The organism is Acinetobacter sp. WU_MDCI_Abxd143 (assembly GCF_025514195.1).
Lineage (GTDB): Bacteria > Pseudomonadota > Gammaproteobacteria > Pseudomonadales > Moraxellaceae > Acinetobacter > Acinetobacter pittii_H.
In genome coordinates, this window is sequence record NZ_JAHPTH010000011.1 from 12,418 (window position 1) to 36,289 (window position 23,872).

At 39.9% G+C, this 23,872-nt stretch carries 23 protein-coding genes and 2 tRNA genes; 14 read left to right on the top strand and 11 right to left on the bottom strand.

What is annotated here, in order from left to right; translation table 11 throughout:
• Positions 1-40 precede the first annotated feature (40 nt).
• Entirely contained in the window at positions 41-1,702 is a 1,662-nt protein-coding gene (gene ettA / locus KTI79_RS15665) for an energy-dependent translational throttle protein EttA (RefSeq protein WP_086264776.1), read from the bottom strand.
• Between the two features lie 295 nt (positions 1,703-1,997).
• Here ettA and KTI79_RS15670 point away from each other — a divergent pair, with 295 nt between their 5' ends.
• Positions 1,998-3,275 carry an O-acetylhomoserine aminocarboxypropyltransferase/cysteine synthase family protein gene (locus KTI79_RS15670; protein WP_086264775.1) on the top strand — a complete coding sequence of 426 codons (1,278 nt, stop codon included), beginning with the start codon at positions 1,998-2,000 and terminating at the stop codon, positions 3,273-3,275.
• A 275-nt stretch (positions 3,276-3,550) separates the two neighbouring features.
• Positions 3,551-4,441: an SDR family NAD(P)-dependent oxidoreductase gene (locus KTI79_RS15675; protein ID WP_002116932.1), complete on the top strand. Its 891-nt coding sequence runs from the start codon at positions 3,551-3,553 to the stop codon at positions 4,439-4,441.
• A 68-nt stretch (positions 4,442-4,509) separates the two neighbouring features.
• Here KTI79_RS15675 and KTI79_RS15680 read toward each other — a convergent pair whose 3' ends face one another.
• Both KTI79_RS15680 and KTI79_RS15685 read right to left on the bottom strand, forming a co-directional pair.
• Positions 4,510-6,696, bottom strand: coding sequence for a SulP family inorganic anion transporter (locus KTI79_RS15680; protein ID WP_005067022.1), 2,187 nt, complete (start codon positions 6,694-6,696; stop codon positions 4,510-4,512).
• Between the two features lie 296 nt (positions 6,697-6,992).
• Positions 6,993-9,341: a Tex family protein gene (locus KTI79_RS15685; protein ID WP_086264774.1), complete on the bottom strand. Its 2,349-nt coding sequence runs from the start codon at positions 9,339-9,341 to the stop codon at positions 6,993-6,995.
• Between the two features lie 657 nt (positions 9,342-9,998).
• Here KTI79_RS15685 and ompR point away from each other — a divergent pair.
• From ompR to KTI79_RS15710, 5 genes are all read left to right on the top strand, one after another.
• Positions 9,999-10,763 (top strand): two-component system response regulator OmpR, encoded by a 765-nt coding sequence (gene ompR / locus KTI79_RS15690; protein ID WP_000060753.1) that lies wholly within the window; start codon positions 9,999-10,001, stop codon positions 10,761-10,763.
• Between the two features lie 17 nt (positions 10,764-10,780).
• Complete coding sequence (locus KTI79_RS15695) at positions 10,781-12,238, top strand: ATP-binding protein (RefSeq protein ID WP_086264773.1); 1,458 nt, start codon at positions 10,781-10,783, stop codon at positions 12,236-12,238.
• A 33-nt stretch (positions 12,239-12,271) separates the two neighbouring features.
• Positions 12,272-12,394: a hypothetical protein gene (locus tag KTI79_RS15700; RefSeq protein ID WP_086264772.1), complete on the top strand. Its 123-nt coding sequence runs from the start codon at positions 12,272-12,274 to the stop codon at positions 12,392-12,394.
• 35 nt (positions 12,395-12,429) lie between these two features.
• Entirely contained in the window at positions 12,430-13,944 is a 1,515-nt protein-coding gene (locus tag KTI79_RS15705; protein ID WP_002116671.1) for an acetyl-CoA hydrolase/transferase family protein, read from the top strand.
• A gap of 130 nt (positions 13,945-14,074) precedes the next feature.
• Positions 14,075-14,506 carry a GNAT family acetyltransferase gene (locus tag KTI79_RS15710; RefSeq protein ID WP_002116887.1) on the top strand — a complete coding sequence of 144 codons (432 nt, stop codon included), beginning with the start codon at positions 14,075-14,077 and terminating at the stop codon, positions 14,504-14,506.
• Positions 14,507-14,674: 168 nt separating this feature from the next.
• Here the strand turns inward: KTI79_RS15710 and KTI79_RS15715 are convergent.
• From KTI79_RS15715 to KTI79_RS15725, 3 genes are all read right to left on the bottom strand, one after another.
• Positions 14,675-14,750: transfer RNA gene (locus tag KTI79_RS15715), tRNA-Phe, on the bottom strand.
• Between the two features lie 126 nt (positions 14,751-14,876).
• Positions 14,877-14,952, bottom strand: a tRNA-Phe gene (locus KTI79_RS15720).
• A 106-nt stretch (positions 14,953-15,058) separates the two neighbouring features.
• The gene (locus tag KTI79_RS15725; RefSeq protein WP_002116928.1) at positions 15,059-15,442 is read right to left on the bottom strand and encodes a GNAT family N-acetyltransferase; all 384 of its coding nucleotides are present in this window, start codon (positions 15,440-15,442) and stop codon (positions 15,059-15,061) included.
• A 102-nt stretch (positions 15,443-15,544) separates the two neighbouring features.
• Between KTI79_RS15725 and hisB the strand changes: the two genes are divergently transcribed.
• The 5 genes from hisB (at position 15,545) to hisA (ending at position 19,009) form a co-directional block, all read left to right on the top strand.
• The gene (gene hisB, locus KTI79_RS15730; protein WP_002116767.1) at positions 15,545-16,138 is read left to right on the top strand and encodes an imidazoleglycerol-phosphate dehydratase HisB; all 594 of its coding nucleotides are present in this window, start codon (positions 15,545-15,547) and stop codon (positions 16,136-16,138) included.
• Positions 16,138-16,755: an imidazole glycerol phosphate synthase subunit HisH gene (gene hisH, locus KTI79_RS15735; protein ID WP_086264771.1), complete on the top strand. Its 618-nt coding sequence runs from the start codon at positions 16,138-16,140 to the stop codon at positions 16,753-16,755. The genes hisB and hisH overlap by 1 nt, the downstream gene beginning before the upstream one ends.
• Positions 16,756-16,906: 151 nt before the next feature.
• Complete coding sequence (locus KTI79_RS15740) at positions 16,907-17,455, top strand: DUF805 domain-containing protein (RefSeq protein ID WP_086264770.1); 549 nt, start codon at positions 16,907-16,909, stop codon at positions 17,453-17,455.
• An 86-nt stretch (positions 17,456-17,541) separates the two neighbouring features.
• Positions 17,542-18,183: a 3'-5' exonuclease gene (locus tag KTI79_RS15745; RefSeq protein WP_086264769.1), complete on the top strand. Its 642-nt coding sequence runs from the start codon at positions 17,542-17,544 to the stop codon at positions 18,181-18,183.
• A 94-nt stretch (positions 18,184-18,277) separates the two neighbouring features.
• Entirely contained in the window at positions 18,278-19,009 is a 732-nt protein-coding gene (hisA, locus tag KTI79_RS15750; RefSeq protein ID WP_000905538.1) for a 1-(5-phosphoribosyl)-5-[(5-phosphoribosylamino)methylideneamino]imidazole-4-carboxamide isomerase, read from the top strand.
• 68 nt (positions 19,010-19,077) lie between these two features.
• Here hisA and KTI79_RS15755 read toward each other — a convergent pair whose 3' ends face one another.
• Positions 19,078-19,629 carry a helix-turn-helix domain-containing protein gene (locus KTI79_RS15755; RefSeq protein ID WP_199964072.1) on the bottom strand — a complete coding sequence of 184 codons (552 nt, stop codon included), beginning with the start codon at positions 19,627-19,629 and terminating at the stop codon, positions 19,078-19,080.
• 97 nt (positions 19,630-19,726) lie between these two features.
• On the opposite strand from KTI79_RS15755, the gene KTI79_RS15760 reads away from it, so the two are divergent.
• Entirely contained in the window at positions 19,727-20,629 is a 903-nt protein-coding gene (locus KTI79_RS15760; RefSeq protein ID WP_086264767.1) for a DMT family transporter, read from the top strand.
• Positions 20,630-20,664: 35 nt separating this feature from the next.
• Here KTI79_RS15760 and KTI79_RS15765 read toward each other — a convergent pair whose 3' ends face one another.
• From KTI79_RS15765 to KTI79_RS15780, 4 genes are read right to left on the bottom strand one after another with little or no spacing between them, the layout of a single operon-like run.
• Positions 20,665-20,970 (bottom strand): antibiotic biosynthesis monooxygenase family protein, encoded by a 306-nt coding sequence (locus tag KTI79_RS15765; protein ID WP_086264766.1) that lies wholly within the window; start codon positions 20,968-20,970, stop codon positions 20,665-20,667.
• Positions 20,971-20,973: 3 nt separating this feature from the next.
• On the bottom strand, positions 20,974-21,366 hold the full coding sequence (locus KTI79_RS15770; protein ID WP_005300857.1) for a DUF4870 family protein: 393 nt from the start codon (positions 21,364-21,366) through the stop codon (positions 20,974-20,976).
• Between the two features lie 36 nt (positions 21,367-21,402).
• Positions 21,403-22,032 (bottom strand): DUF1294 domain-containing protein, encoded by a 630-nt coding sequence (locus tag KTI79_RS15775; RefSeq protein WP_069141278.1) that lies wholly within the window; start codon positions 22,030-22,032, stop codon positions 21,403-21,405.
• A 12-nt stretch (positions 22,033-22,044) separates the two neighbouring features.
• Positions 22,045-22,995, bottom strand: a complete 951-nt coding sequence (locus tag KTI79_RS15780; protein ID WP_086264765.1) for a homoserine kinase — start codon at positions 22,993-22,995, stop codon at positions 22,045-22,047.
• A gap of 112 nt (positions 22,996-23,107) precedes the next feature.
• Here KTI79_RS15780 and hisF point away from each other — a divergent pair, with 112 nt between their 5' ends.
• Complete coding sequence (gene hisF, locus KTI79_RS15785; protein WP_044119127.1) at positions 23,108-23,866, top strand: imidazole glycerol phosphate synthase subunit HisF; 759 nt, start codon at positions 23,108-23,110, stop codon at positions 23,864-23,866.
• Positions 23,867-23,872: the final 6 nt, after the last annotated feature.

Here is a 23,872-nt window from a genome sequence, read left to right on the forward strand (position 1 = left end):
AAAAACCAGCCCTTAGGCTGGTTTTTTAAATTAACAGAGATTATCCGCTAATTTTTTTGTATTTAGTACGTTTTTGAACAGCGTCTTCACCTAAACGTGACTGACGGTATGCTTCATATTCTGCATAGTTACCTGTGTAGAATTCTGGCTGTTCATTTTCAAATGACAAGATGTGTGTCGCGATACGGTCAAGGAACCAACGGTCATGCGATACCACCATTACCGTACCTGGGAATACAAGAATTGCATCCTCAAGCGCACGTAAAGTTTCAATATCCAAGTCGTTTGATGGCTCATCCAGTAAGATAACGTTTGCACCTTGCTGTAAAATTTTCGCAAGTTGTAAACGGTTACGCTCACCACCAGACAATTCGCCTACGCGTTTTTGCTGGTCTTGGCCTTTAAAGTTAAAGCGGCCGATATAAGCACGTGAAGCAATTTCATAATCGCCCACTTTCAAGATATCTAAACCACCAGACACTTCTTCCCAAACAGTTTTGTTATTGTCTAGAGTGTCACGAATCTGACCTACGTAAGCCACTTTAACTGACTCACCTAAAGTCACAGTACCTGTATCAGGTTGCTGTTCACCGGTCATCATACGGAATAAAGTCGTTTTACCCGCACCATTTGGACCAACGATACCCACAATTGCTGTTGGAGGCACGGTAAACGTTAAGTTTTCGTACAATAAACGGCCGTCAAATGATTTGCTGATACCTTCCACTTCCACAACTTTATTACCCAAACGAGGGCCAGGTGGAATGTAGATTTCAGACGTTTCATTACGTTGCTGGAACTCTTTAGAGTTAAGCTCTTCAAAACGTTCCATACGCGCTTTGTTTTTCTTTTGCTGACCTTTCGCATTTGAACGAACCCATTCAAGTTCTTTTTTCAATGCTTTAGCAAAAGATTCTTCTTGTTTCTGCTCTTGTTCTAAACGAGCATTTTTCTGTTCCAACCAAGAAGAGTAGTTACCTTGGTAAGGAATACCATGTCCACGGTCAAGCTCCAAGATCCACTCGGCAACGTTATCTAAGAAATAACGGTCATGCGTAATCGCAACGATTGTGCCAGGGAAATCTTTCAAGAAGCGCTCTAACCAAGATACAGATTCTGCATCCAAATGGTTCGTCGGTTCGTCAAGAAGCAACATGTCTGGCTTCGAAAGCAATAAACGACAAAGCGCTACACGACGGCGCTCACCACCTGAAAGCTTAGTTACGTCTGCATCCCAAGCTGGAAGGTTCAAGGCATCTGCCGCGATTTCAAGCTGGTTATTTAAGTTATGTGCATCCCAAGCATGGATAATTGATTCTAATTTTTCCTGCTCTTTTGCAAGTGCATCAAAATCAGCATCCGGGTCTGCATACTCTGCAAATACCTGATCAAGACGTTCTAAAGCATCTAAAGCTTCACGCACGCCATCTTCAACGTTACCACGAACGTCTTTAGTCGGATCAAGAGGTGGCTCTTGCTCTAAATAGCCGATTTTAATTCCAGGTTGTGCACGAGCTTCACCAGAGAAATCTTTATCTACGCCAGCCATAATACGAAGCAAGGTAGATTTACCTGCACCGTTCAAACCGAGCACACCAATTTTGGCACCCGGGAAAAATGATAAAGAGATGTCTTTTAAGATTTCGCGCTTTGGCGGAACCATCTTAGACACTCGGTTCATCGTATAAATATATTGGGCCACGCAGGACTCCTCAATTGAAAAACCAATACATCGCATAAGCGATAAATAATCGCGCGTATTATACGCTGAAAACCCCAACAACTTGAAGTTATGATTTCCATCGTACGGATTTATCAAACAATTTTCTTTTTCAATAAGTTGCAAAATGTTTATGGATAAGATTTATACAGCTTTTCAGCGTATATTTTTCTATCTTTATTCCTAAAATTAGAAAACAAACCAGAATTTCTGCAATTTTGTACATAAATTTTAGGCTAGACTCGCTCAATATTTAACTCACGAAGATGAAGTAATCATGACTTATAAAGATGAAACATTAGCAATTCACGCTGGCTACTCACCCGAAGCAACAACAAAAGCGGTTGCGGTCCCTATTTATCAAACAACTTCGTATGCATTTGATAATACACAGCACGGCGCTGACCTTTTCGATTTAAAAGTTCAGGGCAATATTTATACCCGGATTATGAACCCGACTACTGCTGTACTTGAGCAACGCCTTGCTGCACTCGAAGGCGGAATTGGTGCTTTAGCCTTGGCTTCTGGAATGGCAGCGATTACCTATGCTGTCCAAACGATTACAGAAGCGGGAAACAACATTGCCTCCGTCTCAACTTTATATGGCGGAACTTATAATTTATTTGCCCACACCTTACCAAAACAAGGCATTGAAGTTCGCTTTTTTGATTATCAACAGCCTGAAAGCTTACGTAATTTAATTGATGATAAAACTAAACTTGTTTTTGTTGAGTCGATTGGTAACCCACTCGGAAATATTATCGATTTAGAAGCAATTTCAAAAATTGCACATGAATATGGCGTACCTGTCATCGTCGATAATACGGTTGCCACCCCTGCCTTATTAAAACCATTTCAATATGGCGCCGATATCGTTATTCATTCTCTTACTAAATATATTGGTGGTCATGGTAATAGCATTGGTGGTGCAATTGTCGATAGTGGTAAATTTCCTTGGGGTAAATATCCAGAGCGTTTTAAAGTTTTAAATACACCAGACCCAAGCTATCACGGAGTTAATTATGTCGAAGCATTAGGTGAGGCTGCCTATATAGCACGCGCTCGCGTAGTGCCATTACGTAATACAGGTGCGGCAATTAGCCCACTGAGTGTTTTCTTAATTTTACAAGGTTTAGAAACTCTAAACCTCCGCATGGAACGTCATACTGAAAATGCGCAAAAAATTGCGGAATATTTACAGACCCATCCAAAAGTAAAATGGGTGAACTACGCAGGTTTAAAAGATCATCCACAGCACCAACTTGCTCAAAAATATGTAAAAGGCAAACCTTCTGCAATTTTATCTTTCGGGGTGCAAGATGGACGTGAAGGAGGTACTCGTTTCATCGATGCTCTTCAGCTATTTACTCGTCTTGTGAATATTGGTGATGCGAAAAGTTTGGCTTGCCACCCTGCAACTACAACTCACCGTCAACTTAATGAACAAGAACTTAAATCTGCTGGTGTAAGTGAAGATATGGTTCGTCTTTCCATTGGAATTGAGCATATTGATGACTTAATTGCCGATTTAGAACAAGCACTTTCAGCTGTATAACTTTTAAACTATTTATCAAGCCTCTGGAAATAGAGGCTTTTTTCATTTTTTTGTTCATTATATAACTAAAAATAATTAATGGATTAAGATACTATTTTAGAGTTTTTACTCTAAATAAATTGTTAAATTTCATATATTTACAGACTAGACAATTTTTAAACATCTATTAAGATAAGAACAACATTTATGAGTTCATTTGGATGAACCTACGGTTGTAAAAAATAAAAATTACATACCGGAATAAATAGTCCCTGCCCCTACTTAGGTAAAATGCTGTGAATAAAAAATTAGAAGCTCTGTTCCAGGAAAAGGTACAAGATAAAGTCATTTTAGTGACAGGCGCCTCGAGTGGAATCGGATTAACGATTTCAAACAAACTTGCTGATGCTGGTGCCCATGTTTTACTGGTTGCCCGTACTCAAGAAACTTTGGAAGAAGTAAAAGCAGATATCGAAAAACGTGGCGGTAAGGCATCAATTTTCCCGTGTGATCTTAACGATATGGAAATGATTGACCAAGTATCTAAAGAAATTTTAGCGACTGTTGATCACATTGATATTTTAATTAATAACGCAGGTCGCTCTATTCGCCGTGCTGTACATGAATCTTATGATCGTTTTCATGACTTTGAACGCACCATGCAATTAAATTATTTTGGCGCGGTTCGTCTAGTTCTCAATATCTTGCCGCATATGATTCAGCGTAAAGACGGACAAATTATTAATATTAGCTCGATTGGTGTTTTAGCAAACGCTACTCGCTTCTCTGCATATGTCGCGTCTAAAGCCGCTCTTGATGCATTTAGCCGCTGCCTATCTGCCGAAGTTCATGCACACAAAATTGCGATTACTTCAATTTATATGCCATTGGTTCGTACCCCAATGATTGCACCAACTAAAATTTATAAATATGTACCAACACTTTCACCTGAGCAGGCTGCTGACTTAATTGCTTATGCAATTGTGAAACGTCCAAAACGTATGGCAACTAACTTAGGCCGCTTAGCTTCAATGACTTATTCTGTAGCGCCAGGCATTAATAATATGTTCATGTCGATTGGTTTCCGTTTATTCCCAAGTTCAGATGCAGCGAAGGGACAAAAAACCGAGAAATTAAACTGGGCACAAAAAGCATATGCACGTATTTTCCCAGGTGAACACTGGTAATTTTGAGTTAATCGCATAACGAATAAAAAGCGCCTTAAATAAGGCGCTTTTTTTAACTAAAGAACTGATCAATCAAGAAACTGAACGTGCCCTGTTTTTACATCATAAATTGCACCCACAACTACGATCTCACCTCGATCAACCATATCTTTAAGCACACTACTATTATTAATAATGTACTGGATGTTGTAATGAACATTCATTGCTGTGACTTGACTAATAAAAGCATTACCTAATTCACGTGGTTGCATAATGTCATATACGCTATCAACCGAATGCATTAATGGTCCAAGTACATATTGGATGTGTGGCATTTCCTTCACATCAGATACTTGTTTTTGTTCTAAACGCAATTGACATGCACTCGTCACCGCACCGCAATCAGTATGTCCTAAAACAACGATTACTTTAGAACCTTTAGCCTGACACGCAAATTCAAGTGAACCCAATACTTTTTGCCCAGCAATATTACCTGCAATTCGCAAGCTGAACAGATCACCAATACCCACATCAAAAATCATTTCGGTAGGAGCACGTGAGTCCATACACCCAAGGACTGCTGCGATCGGATGTTGCCCTTCATCTGCAGTCACACGAATTTGTCGGTAAATATCTCGTTGAAGGCGTTCATTTTTTACAAAACGTTCGTTCCCTTCTTTAAGTAGGTTAACGACCTGTTGTGGACTCAGCTTTTGTTGCAAATCATGTGTACTAATATCAATATCAAGTACCGCATCATCAACGTCTTGATAGTGCTGTTTGAATCCAACCAATTTAAGATTTACTTGGCGTTTGATAGCCGTTTCACTTTGATAATCTTGAATAACTTGATAGATATCAGGATCGATCGAATCACACTGAGTTGCATCAATAATGAGTTGTTGATGTTTATGCACATGTTCTAATGCCGAAATAAGCGCAGAACGATTAAGAAAAGTCACTTGTGATGGAAGTTCAATACGAGTCACTACGCCATGTAAACGCTTCTCTCTATAAACACGAATACCTTTATTAAAATTGCCATAGAGAATAAAAGCACTACTGGTGAACAGACCAATTAAAATTCCCATTAAAAGATCGGTCAGTAAAATTGCAACCAAGGTAATAATAAAAGGTAAAAACTGTTTCCAACCTTTTTGATAAAGCTGTTTGAATAGTTTTGGATGGGTAAGTTTAAAGCCTGTCACAATAAGGATCGCAGCCAATGCAGACAGAGGAATCATGTTCATTAATGGCACAAAGAACAAAACCGCCAACAGCAACAATACCCCATGAATAATGGTAGAGCATTTACTACGCGCACCTGTATTCGCATTCACCGAACTTCGCACAATCACGGAAGTGACGGGCATGCCACCTATTAAGCCAGAGACGATATTCCCTGTACCTTGTGCCCAGAGTTCGCGATTAGGAGGAGAAGAGCGTTTTTGAGGATCGATTTTATCTGCTGCCTCTAAATTCAATAAGGTTTCTAAAGAGGCCACAACAGCCAGAGTAATTGCCCCTGTGTAAATCATAGGTTCCGCTAAGTAGCTAAAATCAGGGAAAATTAATACTTTTTCGGGTGCCTGTAATATATTCGGCAATTGAATAAGATTATCAATTTGTACTGCCCATGAAGAACCCATACTCACTAAAATAAAATTTAAAACTGCTGCGAGCACAACCGCAATCAAAGCCGAAGGTAAAGCTAGTTTTTTAAGCGGGCTGCTATCCCATGCTAAAATTAAGAATAGACTGAGCAAACCAATAAGTGCCGCTCCTCCATCAAAACGTTGAAGGAATGCATCTGGTGTTGAAGTCCAAACCTGTTTCCATGAAAAATCAGAAAGTCCAAACAGATAAGGCAATTGTGTGGCAATCAGGATGACACCAATAGCGGCTAATAACCCTAAAATGACATTATTTGGAATAAAGTTCGCAAAAAAACCTAACTTAAATAATCCAAATAGAATTTGTAGAACACCGGCAAAAATAATACATAATAAAAAGGCGGCATAATTGCCGCCCAATTGTTCTAATTGCACAAGGATGACAGCAGTCAGCCCTGCCGCTGGGCCTGCAACGCTAATGTGAGAACCACTCAGTAAACCCACAATAATGCCGCCTACAATACCTGCAATAATACCAGAGATGATGGGAGCACCTGAGGCTAAAGCGATACCCAAGCATAGTGGTAATGCCACGAGGAATACGACAACTCCGGATAAGAGGTCTTTTAAATGAAATCTATTTTTCAGGTTTAAAACCGACATAAAACAACCATTTATAATAAAAAGAAATAAGCAAAGTTGTACTATTACAGCCTGAAAGTGAGTAAATGCTTCAAGGCTGGGTTGATGATGTCGAACAACTGAATATCATTAAAGTTTAGTTATGCTATAACGTTGTGTATTTAATTGTGTATTTAACAACGATTTGTTGATCTTAAGATTCACCTCATCTTTACGACTGCTTTTTTCTTATTTTGCTTTTATATAGTTATTAAAAACATAATATTTAACCCATAAAAAAGCCTCCAATTGGAGGCCTTTTTATCAACTAAAGACTCTTATTTAGAACCTTTAATTCCTGCTTGTAATAACAATGCACCTAAACCACCGATCTTTTGTTCTTGTGGTTTCTCTTGCTTGCTACGCTGAGGGCGTTCAGCTTGATCTTTACGTGGTTGAGGACGTTTACCTTGAGGCTTACGTTCAAAACGCTGTTCTGTACTTTGTTCACGGCGTGGTGGACGCTGTGCTTTTACAGGTGCAGAGCCTTCAGCACGCATACTTAAGTTCACGCGGTTACGTTCAACATCAACCTGCATAACACGCACTTGTACGATCTGACCTGGTTTTACAACTTTATGCGGGTCAGAAACAAACTCATTCGCTAATTCAGAAATATGAACTAGACCATCCTGATGCACGCCAATATCAACAAAGGCGCCAAAGTTTGTGACATTAGTGATCACACCTTCAAGCTGCATACCTTCAGTTAATTGACCAACTTCAGTGATATCTTCGCGGAATTTAGCAGTACGGAACTCTGGACGCGGGTCACGACCCGGTTTTTCAAGTTCAGCTAATACGTCTTGAACTGTTGGCAAACCAAATTTGTCATCAACAAATTCATCAGCTTTTACTTGGCGAATGATTTCGGTATTACCAATGATGTCTTTAACAGTTGTCGCTTTTGCAGCAACAATTTTCTCAACAAGACCATAACTTTCAGGGTGAACAGCAGAAGCGTCTAAAGGTTCAGAACCATTTTGGATGCGTAAGAAACCAGCCGCTTGTTCAAACGTACGCTCACCTAAACGTGGTACGCTTTTCAAAGCTTGACGGTTATCAAAACGACCATGCTCTTTGCGATATTCAACAATTTGCTGAGCAATGGCTTTATTCAAACCTGCAATGTAAGCCAAGATTGCTGGCGACGCCGTATTTACATCAACACCAACAGCATTCACACAGTCTTCAACTACCGCATCAAGTGTTTTAGCCAAACCAGTTTGATTTACGTCGTGTTGATATTGACCTACACCAATTGATTTCGGATCAATCTTAACAAGTTCAGCAAGTGGATCTTGTAAACGGCGAGCAATCGACACTGCACCACGAATTGAAACATCAAGCTCTGGAAGTTCTGCCGCAGCAAGCTCACTTGCAGAGTAAACAGATGCACCCGCTTCACTTACAGTCACACGTGTTAATTTAAGGTCTGTATTAGCAGCCATCATTTCAGCCACTACAGCTTCTGTTTCACGGCTAGCTGTACCATTACCAATAGCAATAAGCTCTACATTATATTCACGGCATAGACGTGCAAGTTCAGTAATAGAACCTTCTTTATCTTCTTTAGGTGCGAATGGGTAAATCGTGCTATGGGCAAGTACATCACCTGCATCGCTTACTACCGCAAGTTTCACACCAGTACGAATACCAGGGTCAACACCTAAAGTAGTACGACCACCTGCTGGCGCTGATAATAATAAATGACGAAGATTTTCAGCAAATACCTGCATTGCTTCTGCTTCGGCAGTAAGTCGTTTCTCTGTTAGCAATGAATGCTCGATTTGAGGACGAACTTTACCTAACCAGAATAATTTTGCAGTTTGTTTTAAGAAATCTTGACGTGCTTGAGGTTGAATTTGCTCAAGGTTGTATTCAGTTTCAATACGCGCTAATGGCGCATCATCTTCACCATCAACTTTTAAACCTAATACATTTTCTTGACGACCACGCAACATCGCCAATAAACGGTGTGAAGGTAATTTGTTTAAACCTTCAGAAAATTCAAAGTAATCACGGAATTTTTTACCGACTTCTTTCTTTTCTTCAGAAGCAACAGTACTTTTTAAAACCGCAGTTTTTGCAAAAGTTGCTTTTAATTCTGTAGTAAGCGCAATATTTTGTGCCCAGTCATCAATCAGAATATGCTGGATCGCATCTAACTGACTTTCAACATCTGGATAGTCTTCATGACTAAACCCAGCCACTGCTTCTGTCGGGTCAACTTGTTCTGCAATAATTTTTTCAGCAATTGGTCCTAAACCTGCTTCTTTTGCTTTAAAAGACTTACTTGTACGCTTAGGACGATACGGTGCATAAATTTCTTCTAAAGCATTTTTTGTTTCGGCTGCATTCACCCGCGCCAACAAGTCATCATTCAATTTATTCTGTTCTTGCAAAGACTGAATGACCTTTTCACGGCGCTCATATAAATCACGTAAATACGCTAAACGAGTATCTAATTGGCGTAACTGCGTATCATCTAAACCTTGTGTTACTTCTTTACGGTAACGGGCAATGAATGGAACACTGGCACCTTCGTCAATTAAGCGGATGGCAGCTTCTACTTGGTTTGGACGTACGGCAAGCTCACTTGCCAACTGCTGAACTAAGTCAGTCATCGTGTTTGATCCCACAAGGATAAAGTTTAAAAGCACTGATTATAAAGACCAAGCCCATAAAATCCACACTTGTTTGCGTATTCAAAACGTTTTTTTGTATTGACTCTGAATATTTATACTTTTTACGACTACTAGAGCACATAAAAACAGTGATTTAAGTATGAAAAATTTGAGAGCAACCCCTCCCTTTTAATCTTTAAAAAATATAAACGTATGACTTGTGTCATGAACGTGACAAAAAATTAATATAATTTATGAGAAATTGATCATATTGATACATAGCCCAAAAGACAAAAATATTAAGGTCGAGCACTACTTTATTCTTCTAATTTGTTATTTACTCAGTTTTTTTATCTTATTCAACAATCAAAAGCCTATTATATTTATTTCAAATAACTTATTTGAAACAATTAGTTATTACTATTGAGTGATTAGAAATTTATTGAAAATTTAACTATTTGTTGTTTTAGATCTATCTTTGCTAAATTATGGGCTTAAGATGTTGTTTTTTGGTTTCAAACCACCTTGAAAATTGTAATTTTGAGCAAATTGATACATAGTCTAAACAAGAACATCGGCATTATACTGAGGGCTTGTTGGCAATAAGCCTATCCGACCCAATAATATATAAATTATGACTTTAAAAGGGAGTACATCATGAGTTTAGTTGTACCTGCTGAACATCCTGAAACCGTACACAACGAAACGGATCGTGTCGAACGTATTTTAGTGGTCGATGACGATGTGCGTTTACGTACCCTCTTGCAACGTTTTTTGGAAGATAAAGGCTTTGTTGTAAAAACTGCCCACGATGCTTCGCAAATGGACCGCCTATTACAACGTGAGTTATTTTCACTTATCGTACTCGACTTTATGTTACCGGTTGAAGATGGTTTAAGTATTTGCCGTCGTTTGCGCCAATCAAATATTGATACGCCAATCATCATGTTAACAGCACGTGGTAGCGATTCAGACCGTATTGCAGGTCTTGAAGCTGGTGCAGATGACTACTTGCCAAAACCATTTAACCCAAATGAACTTTTAGCACGTATCCGTGCAGTATTACGTCGCCAAGTTCGCGAAGTTCCGGGTGCACCAAGCCAACAAGTTGAAGTTGTAAGCTTTGGTCCATGGTCTCTAGACTTGTCTACTCGTACGCTGACACGTGAAGGACAAATCGTTACCTTAACAACTGGCGAATTTGCAGTATTAAAAGCATTAGTACAACACCCACGTGAACCATTGACACGGGATAAACTGATGAACTTGGCGCGTGGCCGTGAATGGGGTGCAATGGAACGTTCAATTGACGTTCAAGTTTCTCGTTTACGTCGTTTAATTGAAGATAACCCTGCACGTGCACGTTACATCCAAACTGTATGGGGTGTAGGCTATGTATTCGTTCCGGACGGTGCTGAATAAGCTTGAGATAAAATAGAGTGAGTTTAGAACCAATCGCCCCACAGAACTTTACCGATTACGTTGCCTATTCAGAACGTAAACGGACTCGATGGGAACGTTTTCTCGACAAAATAAAGCCACGTTCTGCTGCCATGCGTACCACTATTCTGGTACTGCTGGTGGTGTTCTTTAGCTTATTTATGTCGTTATGGTTCTTTTGGCGCACTCTTTATTTACCTGAAATTCAACAGCACGCCCGTTATCTTGCGGTTGAGCTTGAGCTCGTCAATAATCCTGATATACGAATTTTTCATCGTGAAAATGAAGTAGATATTGATGCGTGGTTGCGTAATCGAGTCGGTATTGAATACGTTACCAACCCCAAAGAATATCCAAGTGTCCGAGAAAAGGTCATTGCCGAGTTTTTTACCAATCACGTTGAAAATAAGCTGGCAAATGAGATTGGGACTAAAGATGTTACCGTTTACTTCCAGTTTAAACCGAGCCCACGCATTTGGATTCAAACACCTGAAATGCATGGGAACTGGGTTCGTGAGCCTTTAAAAACCTATGCTAACTATAGTCCTGAACTTTTAGTGGGTTGGGTCGTAGGTGTTCCATTACTGTCGGCTATCATTATTTTAATTTTGGTTCGACAGATGAACCGCCCTCTGCGTCGTTTGCAGAATGCTGCCAATGAATACAGTAAATCCGGAACAGCGCCATACCTTGATACCAATCACGGTCCACTAGAAATTCGTCAAGTAAACCAAGCCTTTAATCGTATGGTCTATACACTCGATCAGACTGAGCGTGAGCGACGTATTATGTTGGCAGGTATTTCACATGATTTACGTACTCCTCTTACACGCATACGTTTAACAGCAGAGATGCTACCTGATGAGTTTTTGCGTGAAGGTTTGGTTTATGACGTAGATGATATGGATGCAATTCTTAATCAGTTCATTTCGTACATGCGCGATGGCTCAGATGAGGAGTTGAAAGACACCAATATCAACATGCTTTTGCAAGAACTTGTTGTGCAATTTAAACCTCTCGATATTCAATTCGAGATGCAGGATGTACCTATTATTCCGGCACGTAGTCTTTCTTTAAAAAGATTGATTGCCAACTTAATTAATAATGCAAAACGCTATGGTGCCGAACCGATAGAGCTCAGTGCAAAAGTTGAAAATGAATCTATTTTAATTACTGTTGCCGATCATGGTGAAGGCATTCCAGCAGATCAAATTGAAGAATTAATGCAACCTTTTGTTCGCGGAGACTCAGCAAGAACCATTCAAGGTAGTGGTCTTGGGCTGGCTATTGTTAAACGTATTGTCGATATTCATCATGGCGAGATTCAAATTCATAACCGTGAACAAGGTGGTCTAGAAGTTATTATTTCTTTACCAATTCCAAAACCGAGTACCGAAGAAAATACCTCAACCAATCCATTGGAAAAAATAAAACAAACTTTAAGTGAGCGCTTTTAATTTGATCAATCAGCAATTAAAAGCCTTGTTTTAATGATAAATAAAAGCAATAAAAATCAATTAAATAAATACTATAAATATAATTTATACCGCCATTTATTTACAAAATTAGACCTTAGCCTAACACCTATGCACTTTTCAATTTTTCATAGCTAAAATCCCGTATGTTTTGACAATATTGAGGATGTCCAATGTCTTTAAGTCGTATTCGCCTAGCTTCTCTTCATGACAAGGTCATCAGTGCTGAACAAGCTGCGCAATTCATCGAAAATGGAATGACCGTTGGTATGAGTGGTTTTACTCGTGCCGGTGAAGCTAAAGCTGTTCCACAAGCACTTGTAGAACATGCAAAGAAAAATCCGTTAAAAATCACGTTAATTACGGGTGCTAGCTTAGGTAATGACTTAGACAAACAACTCACGGAAGCAGGTGTTTTATCTCGTCGTATGCCATTTCAGGTAGACAACACTTTACGTCGTGCGATTAACAACGGCGAAGTTATGTTTATTGATCAACATTTATCAGAAACTGTTGAGCAAATGCGTAACCAACAACTTAAACGTCCAGACGTTGCGGTAATTGAAGCAATTGCGATTACTGAAGATGGCGGCATTATTCCAACAACTTCTGTAGGTAACTCTGCAAGCTTTGCTATTTTTGCCGAAAAAGTTATTGTTGAAATCAACACATCTTTAAGCGAAAGCTTTGAAGGTTTACACGACATCTATATTCCGACTTACCGTCCAACACGTACTCCAATTCCATTAACAAAAGTGGATGAGCGTATTGGTACAACGGCAATCCAAATCGATCCTGCAAAAATTGTAGGTATTGTATTTAACGATACACATGACTCACCATCAACAGTAACTCCTCCAGATGATGAGACTCAAGGCATTGCAAACCACTTAATTGCTTTCTTTAATAAAGAAGTTGCAGAAGGACGTTTACCGAAAAACCTTGGTCCATTACAAGCAGGAATTGGCTCTATTGCCAACGCTGTACTAACAGGTTTAAAAGATTCTGATTTTGAAGACCTCATCATGTACTCAGAAGTACTACAAGACTGTACTTTTGAACTCATTGATGCAGGCAAAATGAAATTTGCTTCTGGTAGCTCAATTACCCTTTCTGCAAAATGTGGCGAAAAAGTTTTTGGTAATATCGAAGCTTACAAAGATAAATTAGTGCTCCGTCCACAAGAAATTTCTAACCACCCTGAATTGGTTCGTCGTTTAGGAATTATCGGCATTAACACTGCGCTTGAGTTTGATATTTACGGTAACGTGAACTCAACTCACGTGTGCGGCACTAAAATGATGAACGGTATTGGTGGTTCAGGTGACTTCGCTCGTAACGCCCACTTGGCGATCTTTGTAACCAAATCAATTGCTAAAGGCGGCGATATCTCTTCTATCGTGCCAATGGTGAGCCACGTTGATCACAGTGAACACGACGTTGATATTTTAGTGACAGAGCAAGGTTTAGCTGACTTACGCGGTTTAGCGCCTCGTGAACGCGCTCGTGCAATTATCGATAATTGTGTACACCCACTTTATCGTGATGCATTAAATGACTACTTTGACCGTGCATGTGCTAAAGGTGGACATACCCCTCACTTACTTCGTGAAGCATTGTCTTGGCATGCAAACTTCGAAGAAACAGGTCAAATGCTTCAAGCAGCACCAGTTGCAAAATCAGCTTAAATCACTGGTTGAATCCAAGCACTCCTTCGGGGGTGCTTTTTTATTTGTTTAAATTATTAATAAAAAACTGCTCAAGCTCGAATTTTTATTTTATCTTTTGAGCACATCAAAACAAAAAGTAGAAATCCATATGTTTATTATTCGTCAATTTACAAATGCAGATCTGGATGATGTCGTTATTTTATGGGAAAGCTGTGGACTGACCCGCCCTTGGAATAATCCGGAAACCGATATTTTCAGGAAAGTCTCACAACAGGATGATTTGTTTTTGGTTGCTATTAAAGATGAGCAACTGATTGGTACGCTTATGGGCGGCTACGACGGCCATAGAGGCTGGATTAACTATTTGGCTGTTCACCCCCACCAACAACGCTTAGGAATCGCTACAGCGCTTGTTCAGCAGCTTGAGAAGCGTCTCATTGCTCGTGGCTGCCCAAAGCTTCAATTATTAGTCCGTAAAGACAATTTGAATGTATTGAATTTTTACGAACAACTTGGCTATGACGAGGTAGAAGCCGTGTGCTTAGGAAAACGACTTATTCGTGATAGTTCTCATGATTAGAACCACGTTTCGGTTGAGCCATTTTTAAAAACTTAAGGCGATATTGGGGATAACCCTCTTTGCTTGTGGATAAAATGAGATTTATACACAGGTAAAGTCTTAATCTTATTATTAAATAAACAGGCATGAAAAAAGCCCCATACATTATGTATGGGGCTTTTTTGAATATGGTGGCGAGACCCAGGATCGAACTGGGGACACACGGATTTTCAATCCGTTGCTCTACCTACTGAGCTATCACGCCGATGGCCTGTATTAAGCCGTATCTCAGAACAATAGTCAACAATTATCCTGAGTTTCTGATTTAAATGAGTATTTTTTATACTTAAAAAAAATCCCTGATGGGATCAGGGATTGAAAACACAAATAATGGTGGCGAGACCCAGGATCGAACTGGGGACACACGGATTTTCAATCCGTTGCTCTACCTACTGAGCTATCACGCCGAAGTGGGCGTATTAAACAATGTTTATAAGAAGACGTCAAGCAACTTCCGCGTTTTTTGTAACAAGTGATTATTTTTAAATCACAACTACAAAATAATAGAAATTTTTAGTGATGTAGTTTACCAATGTGAGCCAAACAGCGATGAATCGCGCCACAGCCTGGCTCAAAAGTTTTAACACCTTTTGACTCTTCTATGCGGCAAGCTTCTTCAACTAAGCGCTCAGCTACCCCACGACCACGGTTAGCAGGGTGCACAACAATATATTCAAGAACCTTGCTTTCGCCTTGTCCTGAAGACCAAATTGCACCTATAATTTTGGTGTTAAATTCGGCAGTGTATAGCGTGGTATACTGTTGTAAATCTTGTTCAAGTTGTTCAATCGCATCGTGCCCGTCACCAAACTCCGGACTTGTATCATACAGTCGCTCAAGCTGATCGCGGATCTCTGAATTATCTAGAGAACTATAAGCATGTACGGTAATAGGCATTGATTAACCCTCCTGAGCAAACTATGATGCTGTCACGAATTCGTCACAGCGAAATTGTCGTTAACATCCAATCATTTTTGACGTTTTTTGAGGAACGTGTCCATGACGCAACGTATCAGTGAAGTGGTTAGAAATACCAATGAAACCAAAATTCGAGTTCGTTTAAATCTCGACGGTACTGGTCAAGGCACACTAAACACTGGAGTTCCATTTTTAGACCATATGATTGATCAAATCAAGCGACATGGCTTATTTGATATCGATATTCATTGTGACGGAGACCTTGAGATTGATGATCACCACACCGTAGAAGACTGTGGTATCACGCTTGGACAAGCTTTTGCACAAGCTTTGGGCGATAAAAAAGGTTTAAAACGCTATGGTCATTTTTACGCACCATTAGACGAAGCTTTATCTCGTGTTGTCGTAGATTTATCTGGTCGTCCAGGTTTATTCATGGATATTCCATTTACCCGTGCACGCATCGGTACCTTTGATGTCGATTTATTTTCCGAGTTTTTCCAAGGCTTCGTAAACCATGCGCTTATGACCTTACACATCGATAACTTAAAAGGTAAAAATAGCCATCATCAAATCGAAAGTGTTTTTAAAGCACTTGCTCGTGCTTTACGTATGGCATGTGAAGTTGATCCACGTGCAGAAAACACGATTGCATCGACAAAAGGTAGCCTCTAATGACACGTATCGCATTGCTTGATTATGGCATGGGCAATCTACACTCAGCAGCTAAAGCACTTGAGCATGTAGGTGCAACAGTCGATGTAACCAATGACCCAAAGTTAATTGCACAAGCTGACAAAATTGTTTTTCCGGGCGTTGGTGCAATGCGTGACTGCATGCAAGGTATGCGTGAAGCAGGTATCGATGAAGTAGTACGTAAAGCCGCTTTTAATAAACCTGTTCTTGCGATTTGCGTAGGCATGCAAGCATTACTACAAAGTTCTGAAGAAAATGGCGGTGTAGACGCATTAGGTATTTTTGACGGCGTAGTAAAACATTTCCCTCAAATGGAAGGTTTAAAAGTACCACACATGGGCTGGAACCAAGTTCACCAAATGGACCCAAGCCATCCAATGTGGAACAACATCGAACAAGATGCTCGCTTCTACTTTGTACATAGCTACTATGTCGAACCAAAAGATGAAAGCTTAGTTGCCGCCACATGTGAGTATGGTGTGAATTTCTGCACAGCCATTCACAAAGATAATTTATTCGCGACTCAATTCCACCCAGAGAAAAGTCATACTGCTGGTTTGCAGTTACTTAAAAACTTTGTGGAATGGAATATTTAATCTGATTCAAAACTGAAAAAGATCAGGTCGAGATGGCCTGATCTTTTTTTTTATTTATAATAACAACTAATCATTTATAGAATGATATTTTATTCAACAAAATATTGAATATTTATACTTTTAAATAAAACCAAATGATCAGGAAAACAAAATGAATTCACCTTTTGAAAATCAGCCACTTCAACAAGATTCACCCTTTAAAGCTAGTGGTCGTTTTGGACGACTCTCTTATGCTGCTTGGACATTCTTATTTTCACTCGTGATCGGTATCGCTGTTGTCATCATCGCTTTTACTTTTGGATTTACATCTAGTCAGGAACTAACAGGCCTTTCTACGGCAGGCATGATTGTTATCGCCATTCTTTATATTGTTTGCCTCTATATAAGCTTTGTATTTACCATCCGCCGTTTGCATGACCGCAATAATACAGGATGGCTATCGTTACTGATGCTGATCCCTGCCGTAAACCTCATTTTTATGATTTATCTCTTTGCGGCAAAAGGTACGGAAGGCAATAATGATTATGGTCCGCAGCGCCCTACCCCTGGTTGGGAACGCGTTTTAGGCTGGATTTATATTGTCCTAATTCCACTTGCTTTTGTTTTTGCCATTGTTGCTACAATCATGGCTCCGACCTATGAAGGCTATGTTGAGAAAAGCGAAAGTGTGGTCATTGGTACACCTTCTCAATCTCAATAATTTTTAAAGACATTCATAAAGCCTAGTCCTCTAGGCTTTATTCATATATAAAGTAAATAGCCCAATTCATTTGTACGCTATTAAATATGTCCGAAGCCGTTGCCCTCCTTGATAAAGCCTCTATTCAGCAGCTTCCTCCTTTTGAAAATCTTAACCACCATAATATTGTGGTGATTGAAAATTTTGAGCAATGCAAAAATATTGAAGAAGAATTAAAAAACGCTGCAATTTTGGGATTTGATTCTGAGTCTAAACCTACATTTAAAGTGGGTGAAATCTCAACTGGGCCACACTTGATTCAACTTGCTACAGCACAAAAAGCCTATTTATTTCATGTTAATTCATCGACTTTAAAATTCTTGCAGCCCATTTTATCTAACCAAAAACAAATTAAAGTTGGCTTTGGCCTTAAAAATGATAAGCACATTTTTCATAAAAAAGGCATAGAGCTAGAAAGTTGTGTTGACCTTGCCAAAGGATTTAGTCACTTTGGTTTTAAACAGCAGATCGGTCTACAAAAAGCGGTAGCACTGTTATTTGGACAATATCTGGCAAAGTCGAAAAAAGTCGGGACTTCAAACTGGGCACGAAAGCCACTTACATCTCAGCAAATAAATTATGCCGCCGCTGATGCTTATGCTGCATTACTGGTATTTGAAGAACTCAGAAACCAAAAACTATTACCCGCCCACATTTCACAAACGATTCAAACCGTGCTTCAGGCGTAAAGTAATAAAAGTCTTTTCTAAGGCTTAGCGATTGATCAATACTTTGCTAAGATGTGCACAATTTCATAATCATGATGAAGCAAGGAGCGGAAGCATGCTAATCATTCCAGCAATTGACCTGAAAGATGGTAAATGTGTGCGTTTAAAACAAGGGCGTATGGAAGACGATACCGTTTTCTCTGACGATCCGGTTGCAACTGCCCAGCATTGGGTAAATGAAGGTGCGCGCCGTTTGCATTTGGTTGATTTGAATGGTGCTTTCGCAGGTACGCCTATTCATAAGCCTGTTGTTGAAGCGATTGCTAAAGCTCAGCCAGAATTACCAATTCAAATTGGCGGTGGTATTCGCTCATTAGAAACGATTGAACACTATTTAGAAGCTGGTGTGACTTTTGTCATTATCGGTACTAAAGCAGTTCAAGAGCCTGAATTTGTAGAAGAAGCTTGTAAACGCTTTGCTGGTCACATCATTGTTGGTATTGATGCCATGAATGGTATGGTTGCAACTGATGGCTGGGCAAACGTTACTGATGTGAAAGCAACTGATTTAGCGAAACGCTTTGCAGATGCGGGCGTGTCTAGCATTGTTTACACGGACATTGCACGTGACGGCATGATGCAAGGTGTAAATGTTGAGCAAACTGTAAACTTGGCTCAATACTCAGGTTTACCAGTAATTGCTTCTGGTGGTGTAACCAACCTTGATGACGTTCGTAACTTAAAAGGCCAACCGGGCATTTTAGGTGCGATTACAGGCCGCGCAATTTATGAAGGTACTTTAAATCTTCGTGAAGCTCAGCTTTTGTTGGATGAAAACCGTCTTTAATTTTTAAGATGTAAAAAAAGAGCCGCTTTAGGCTCTTTTTTATTGCTGTCATGAAAATATATTCCAAATCAATACACCACATTACGAGTAAATTTAAGCACTTGGTTACCACTATTGATATAGGTATAAGTAACAGAACTTTCAAAAATAAAAGACGAACCAGCAGATATTATTTTTTTGCTGTCAGTAAATTGTATGGTCAATTCACCTTCTAGTACGTAAATAATTTCCTGCCATCCATCTGCATCTGCTTCCGCAACGTAAGACTCCCCTACAGCCAAGGACCATATCCAAAGTTCAACTTGGGAACGAGATGGAACTGAAGCGAGTAAGGTTGCTCTGCTTTCTTCTTTTTCACCTTGCCAAGCCAGTGCATTGACCAAAGCTTGTTCTTTGTGCTCAGGTGCACTCACAATCGTTCTAAAATCGACGCCCAACACTGCCGCAATTGCATCGAGTTTAGCTAAGCTAATATTGACTTGCCCTGTTTCCAAAGCAGCAATGGTACGTCTACTGACTCCGGCCTGATCTGCCAAATCTTGCTGGCTCAAATCTCGCTCATCTCTTAAGGAACGAATATTTGTGCCTACGTGCTGTAAAACGGTACTCGACTGGCTCATAGAATGGATCAATAAGAAAATTTGAGCAATATATTGCACAAAACAAAAGAATAGCGCAATATGTGCAGTATATTGCACAATTAATATTAATTTGAGTATGTCGCCAATTTCTCTGAGTTCAAGCAAAGCCCCACAGTTAGCACTCATTTTGATTACGATCATTTGGGGTGGAACATTTCTTACTGTGCAGTATGCACTGAATTTTTCATCGCCTATGTTTTTTGTAGGTTGCCGTTTTGCTGTCGCGGCTCTTACTTTGCTTCTTATTTCATTAAAAAGTATGAAAGGTGTTACGTTAAAAGACTTAGGTGCGGGTTGCGCGATTGGTCTTGTGATTGCGGCAGGATACGGCACCCAGACCATTGGCCTACAAACCATTCCGAGTAGTGAATCAGCATTTTTAACAGCGCTATATGTTCCACTTGTTCCTATTTTAATGTGGCTCATCTTTAGAAAAACTCCACACATCATGACTTGGGTGGGAGCAGCTCTGGCTTTTACTGGTCTTGTTTTATTGACGGGAAATGGCTTTAAGCAAATTTCCTTAAGTTTTGGACAGCTTTTAACAGTACTCGGCGCCTTTGCGATTGCTTTAGAAATTATTTTTATTAGCTACTTTGCCGGAAAGGTAAATTTACGCCGTGTCACAATCATTCAACTTGGTGTGGCGTCTCTACTTTCTTTCGCCATCATGCCTATGGTAGGTGAACATACGATTCCTGCATTTTCATGGCCCCTAGTACTCATTGCTGTTGCATTAGGTTTAGCGAGTGCGCTCATTCAATTTGTTATGAACTGGGCTCAACGTGTGGTTGATCCTTCACGCGCTGCAATTATCTATGCAGGCGAACCCGTTTGGGCGGGCATTATTGGCAGAATTGCCGGTGAGCGTTTGCCATTGATTGCCCTTTTTGGGGGTGCGTTAGTGGTCTTAGGTGTTTTAATCAGTGAGTTAAAAATTAAACTGCCGATTAAGAAAAATAAAAGTGTTCAAGAATAAAAAAGAGAGCTTAATGCTCTCTTTTTTACTATCTATCATTTTTTCTTCAATAACGTACACGGTTGATAGTACTCAACCGTCGGCATTGGGTCATAAAATGGATGGAGCAAAGTCTTCCATTCCTGATAAGCCTCAGACTTTCTAAACCCTTCTGTATGGTTTTCAATTTCATCCCAGAAAATCATTAAAATATAATGATGGGGATCTTTTGCATGCTTAATCAATTGGACAGCATTAAAGCCTTCCATTGGATAAACAATATGTTTAGCCTGCTCGAATGCTTTAAGAAATGCTTCACTTTGCCCAGACTTTATACTCAGATACACATGTTCAATAATCATGATTTATTGATACATCGGACGGTTATCATTTAACGCAATCAATCCACGAATTGCACGATATACAATCCAAATCCATGCAGCACCAATTACACCCACACAGAATACGGTCGATGAAATGGCAACGCCTGCAAATAGGTCAGTATTTTCGCCCGTAAAGAACAAGAAAATAAACGGCAAAAAGGCAATAATATTCCAAGCGAGATACCACCAGAATGTTCTGATTTGCCATGTAAAGTGGCTCGCAAAAATCGAGCCTTGTACATCAGAACGTTTTACGTAGTTAATAATTAAAGCAATAACCGCAAGTAAGCCGCCTGTAAAAATGGCAACAATATAAAGTACATATAAAATAAGTGTTAAAGTACGATTTGGATCTTGGTCGATAGAACTATTCATTTTTATACCTCTCAAGTTTAATAAAACGATTTACTTTTATGAGCCACGCAATACATTTAAGGGAGAAATTAGCCACAAAATCAAAAGTAAATGAAAGAATATGGTACAAAAATAAATCTTACGAAAGGGTTGTTTTTGTGTTTTATGTCTCAGTTTTTGTTGTGCCCACCATGCAGCTGGCCAACCTCCTAGAAAGCTAACAATGTGCAATGTTTGTTCAGGTACACGGCGATTACCTAATTGTGCGGCTTCTTTGTCTTGTGAATAAAGCCAATAACTCAACACATTCATCATTAAGACGAACAATAAAGTATAAGCTGGCAGAACATGAATAAAACTCATAATGCCCATTAAAACGAAATAAAACACAATCCCCATTTGCATTACAGACAACGGGCTGGCTTGAAATGAAGATTCTGCTTTTGCAGTTTTTGAAGCTTTCCGAGTTTGAGATGCCTTTAAATAAGTGACCTGCTGAGCACGAAAACGGCCTCTTTCGTCGAGAATCACCCGATATTCCAGTGCACAGCCAATAATTGGCCGAGGTCCGGGGCGTGCAAAATCTTTGATATGCAAAAAGACTCGCTCTTTTTCAGCATCATCTGGCTGAATAAAGCCATATCCTTTTTCGTCGAACCATTCGACTAAACGCCCCTGATCTCGCATCTTCATTCCCTTTTATGCTTTTACATGGCTTAAACGATCTTGCATCATTGCTCGCATTTCTTGCGGGTCTTTTTGCAAAATGTCATCACCGGTACGTCCTTCTTCTTTATTTTTTTGAGCAACTTGCAAACGCATTGACCAAAAACGGCATGCTGCCATTGCCAAGAATACATCTAAACATGCTAGCTCATCTGTTGTAAGCGCACGAACTTTTTGGTATGCCGCTAAGTAAGCTGCGACTTTGTCTGAGTTTAAGTGTGCTGCTGGATATTCGGTACAAAAATCATTGATAGTAATCGCAATATCAAATAGCAGTTCATCTTGATTTAACTCATAAAAATCTAGGATACCTTGTAATTGCTCACCTTCAAACAAGGTATTGTCACGGAACAAATCAGAGTGAATAAAACCTGTTGGTCGATTTGAATACTGCGCTGTTTTCGCATTAAAAGCTTGATAGACCTGCTCAAGTAAAGTTTGGTCATCTTGAGTCATGCTTGGTTTAAGCTGCTCTGCAACACCTGTCCAATATTGATGATCACGGCGATATTCACGTTCAAGCGGAAAATCTTGTAAAGCTACATGTAACTTCGCCTGTGCATCTGCAATTGCAGCAACTTGAGCTACTGTAGTTTGCATGGGATGGTGCCCCATTAAACGTGGTGCAATTTGTGCAGGCTTGTCTGCAATCACATGAACCGCTTGGCCACTGTGCTTTAATGGCACGGCAACGGGTACATCATGAGTACCTAATTGCTCAAGCACAGGAATGAGTTCGCCTGCACCTTGTGCATCTAACTCTTCAAATACGGTGAGTACATATTGTTTGCGGTTTACATCAACCAGAAAATAATTGGTGTTTTGAATACCTCCCTGAATTGGGTTCAGCTCCAACACCTCTAATCCATAAGGTGCAGCAAAGGTGCGAACTTCATCTAAACTCAACGGGGTATAAACCGACATGGAAAACCTGCAAAAAACATCTGTGAAGTTTGATAGAATACCTCTTCCCTCCATGAAGGTGTAGCGCCTGTGTAGGAACTTTCACCAACGGCGATTATTTTTGGAAAAAGCTATGCTTGCTAAACGTATTATTCCTTGCCTAGACGTTGATAACGGACGCGTAGTTAAAGGCGTTCAATTCCTCGATATTCGTGATGCTGGCGACCCTGTTGAAGTGGCACGTCGCTATAACGAACAAGGTGCAGACGAAATTACTTTCTTAGACATTACCGCTACACATCATGGACGCGATACCACTTACCGTACTGTTGAGCGTATGGCCGAGACTGTATTTGTGCCATTAACTGTCGGTGGTGGTGTACGTAAGGTTGAAGATATTCGTGCGTTATTAAATGCAGGTGCAGATAAAGTGAGTATTAACTCGGCTGCCGTATTTAATCCGGAATTTGTTCAAGAAGCTTCTCAGCACTTTGGCGCACAATGCATTGTGGTTGCGATTGATGCCAAAAAAACTGGCGATAACAAATGGGAAATCTTTACTCACGGTGGACGTAAACCAACAGGTATTGATGCCATTGAATGGGCTGTAAAAATGGCTGACTATGGTGCGGGCGAATTACTAATTACCAGTATGGATGCCGACGGTACTAAAGCGGGTTATGATATTGCGTTAATGCGTGCCATTAATGACCGCGTTACCATTCCAACGATCGCTTCAGGTGGTGTGGGCAACTTACAACATCTTGCAGACGGTATTTTACAAGGTGGTGCCGATGCAGTATTGGCAGCAAGTATTTTCCACTTTGGTCAGTTCACCATTCCAGAAGCTAAACAATATTTAGCTGAACAAGGCATCGAAATGCGCTTGTAAACTTAT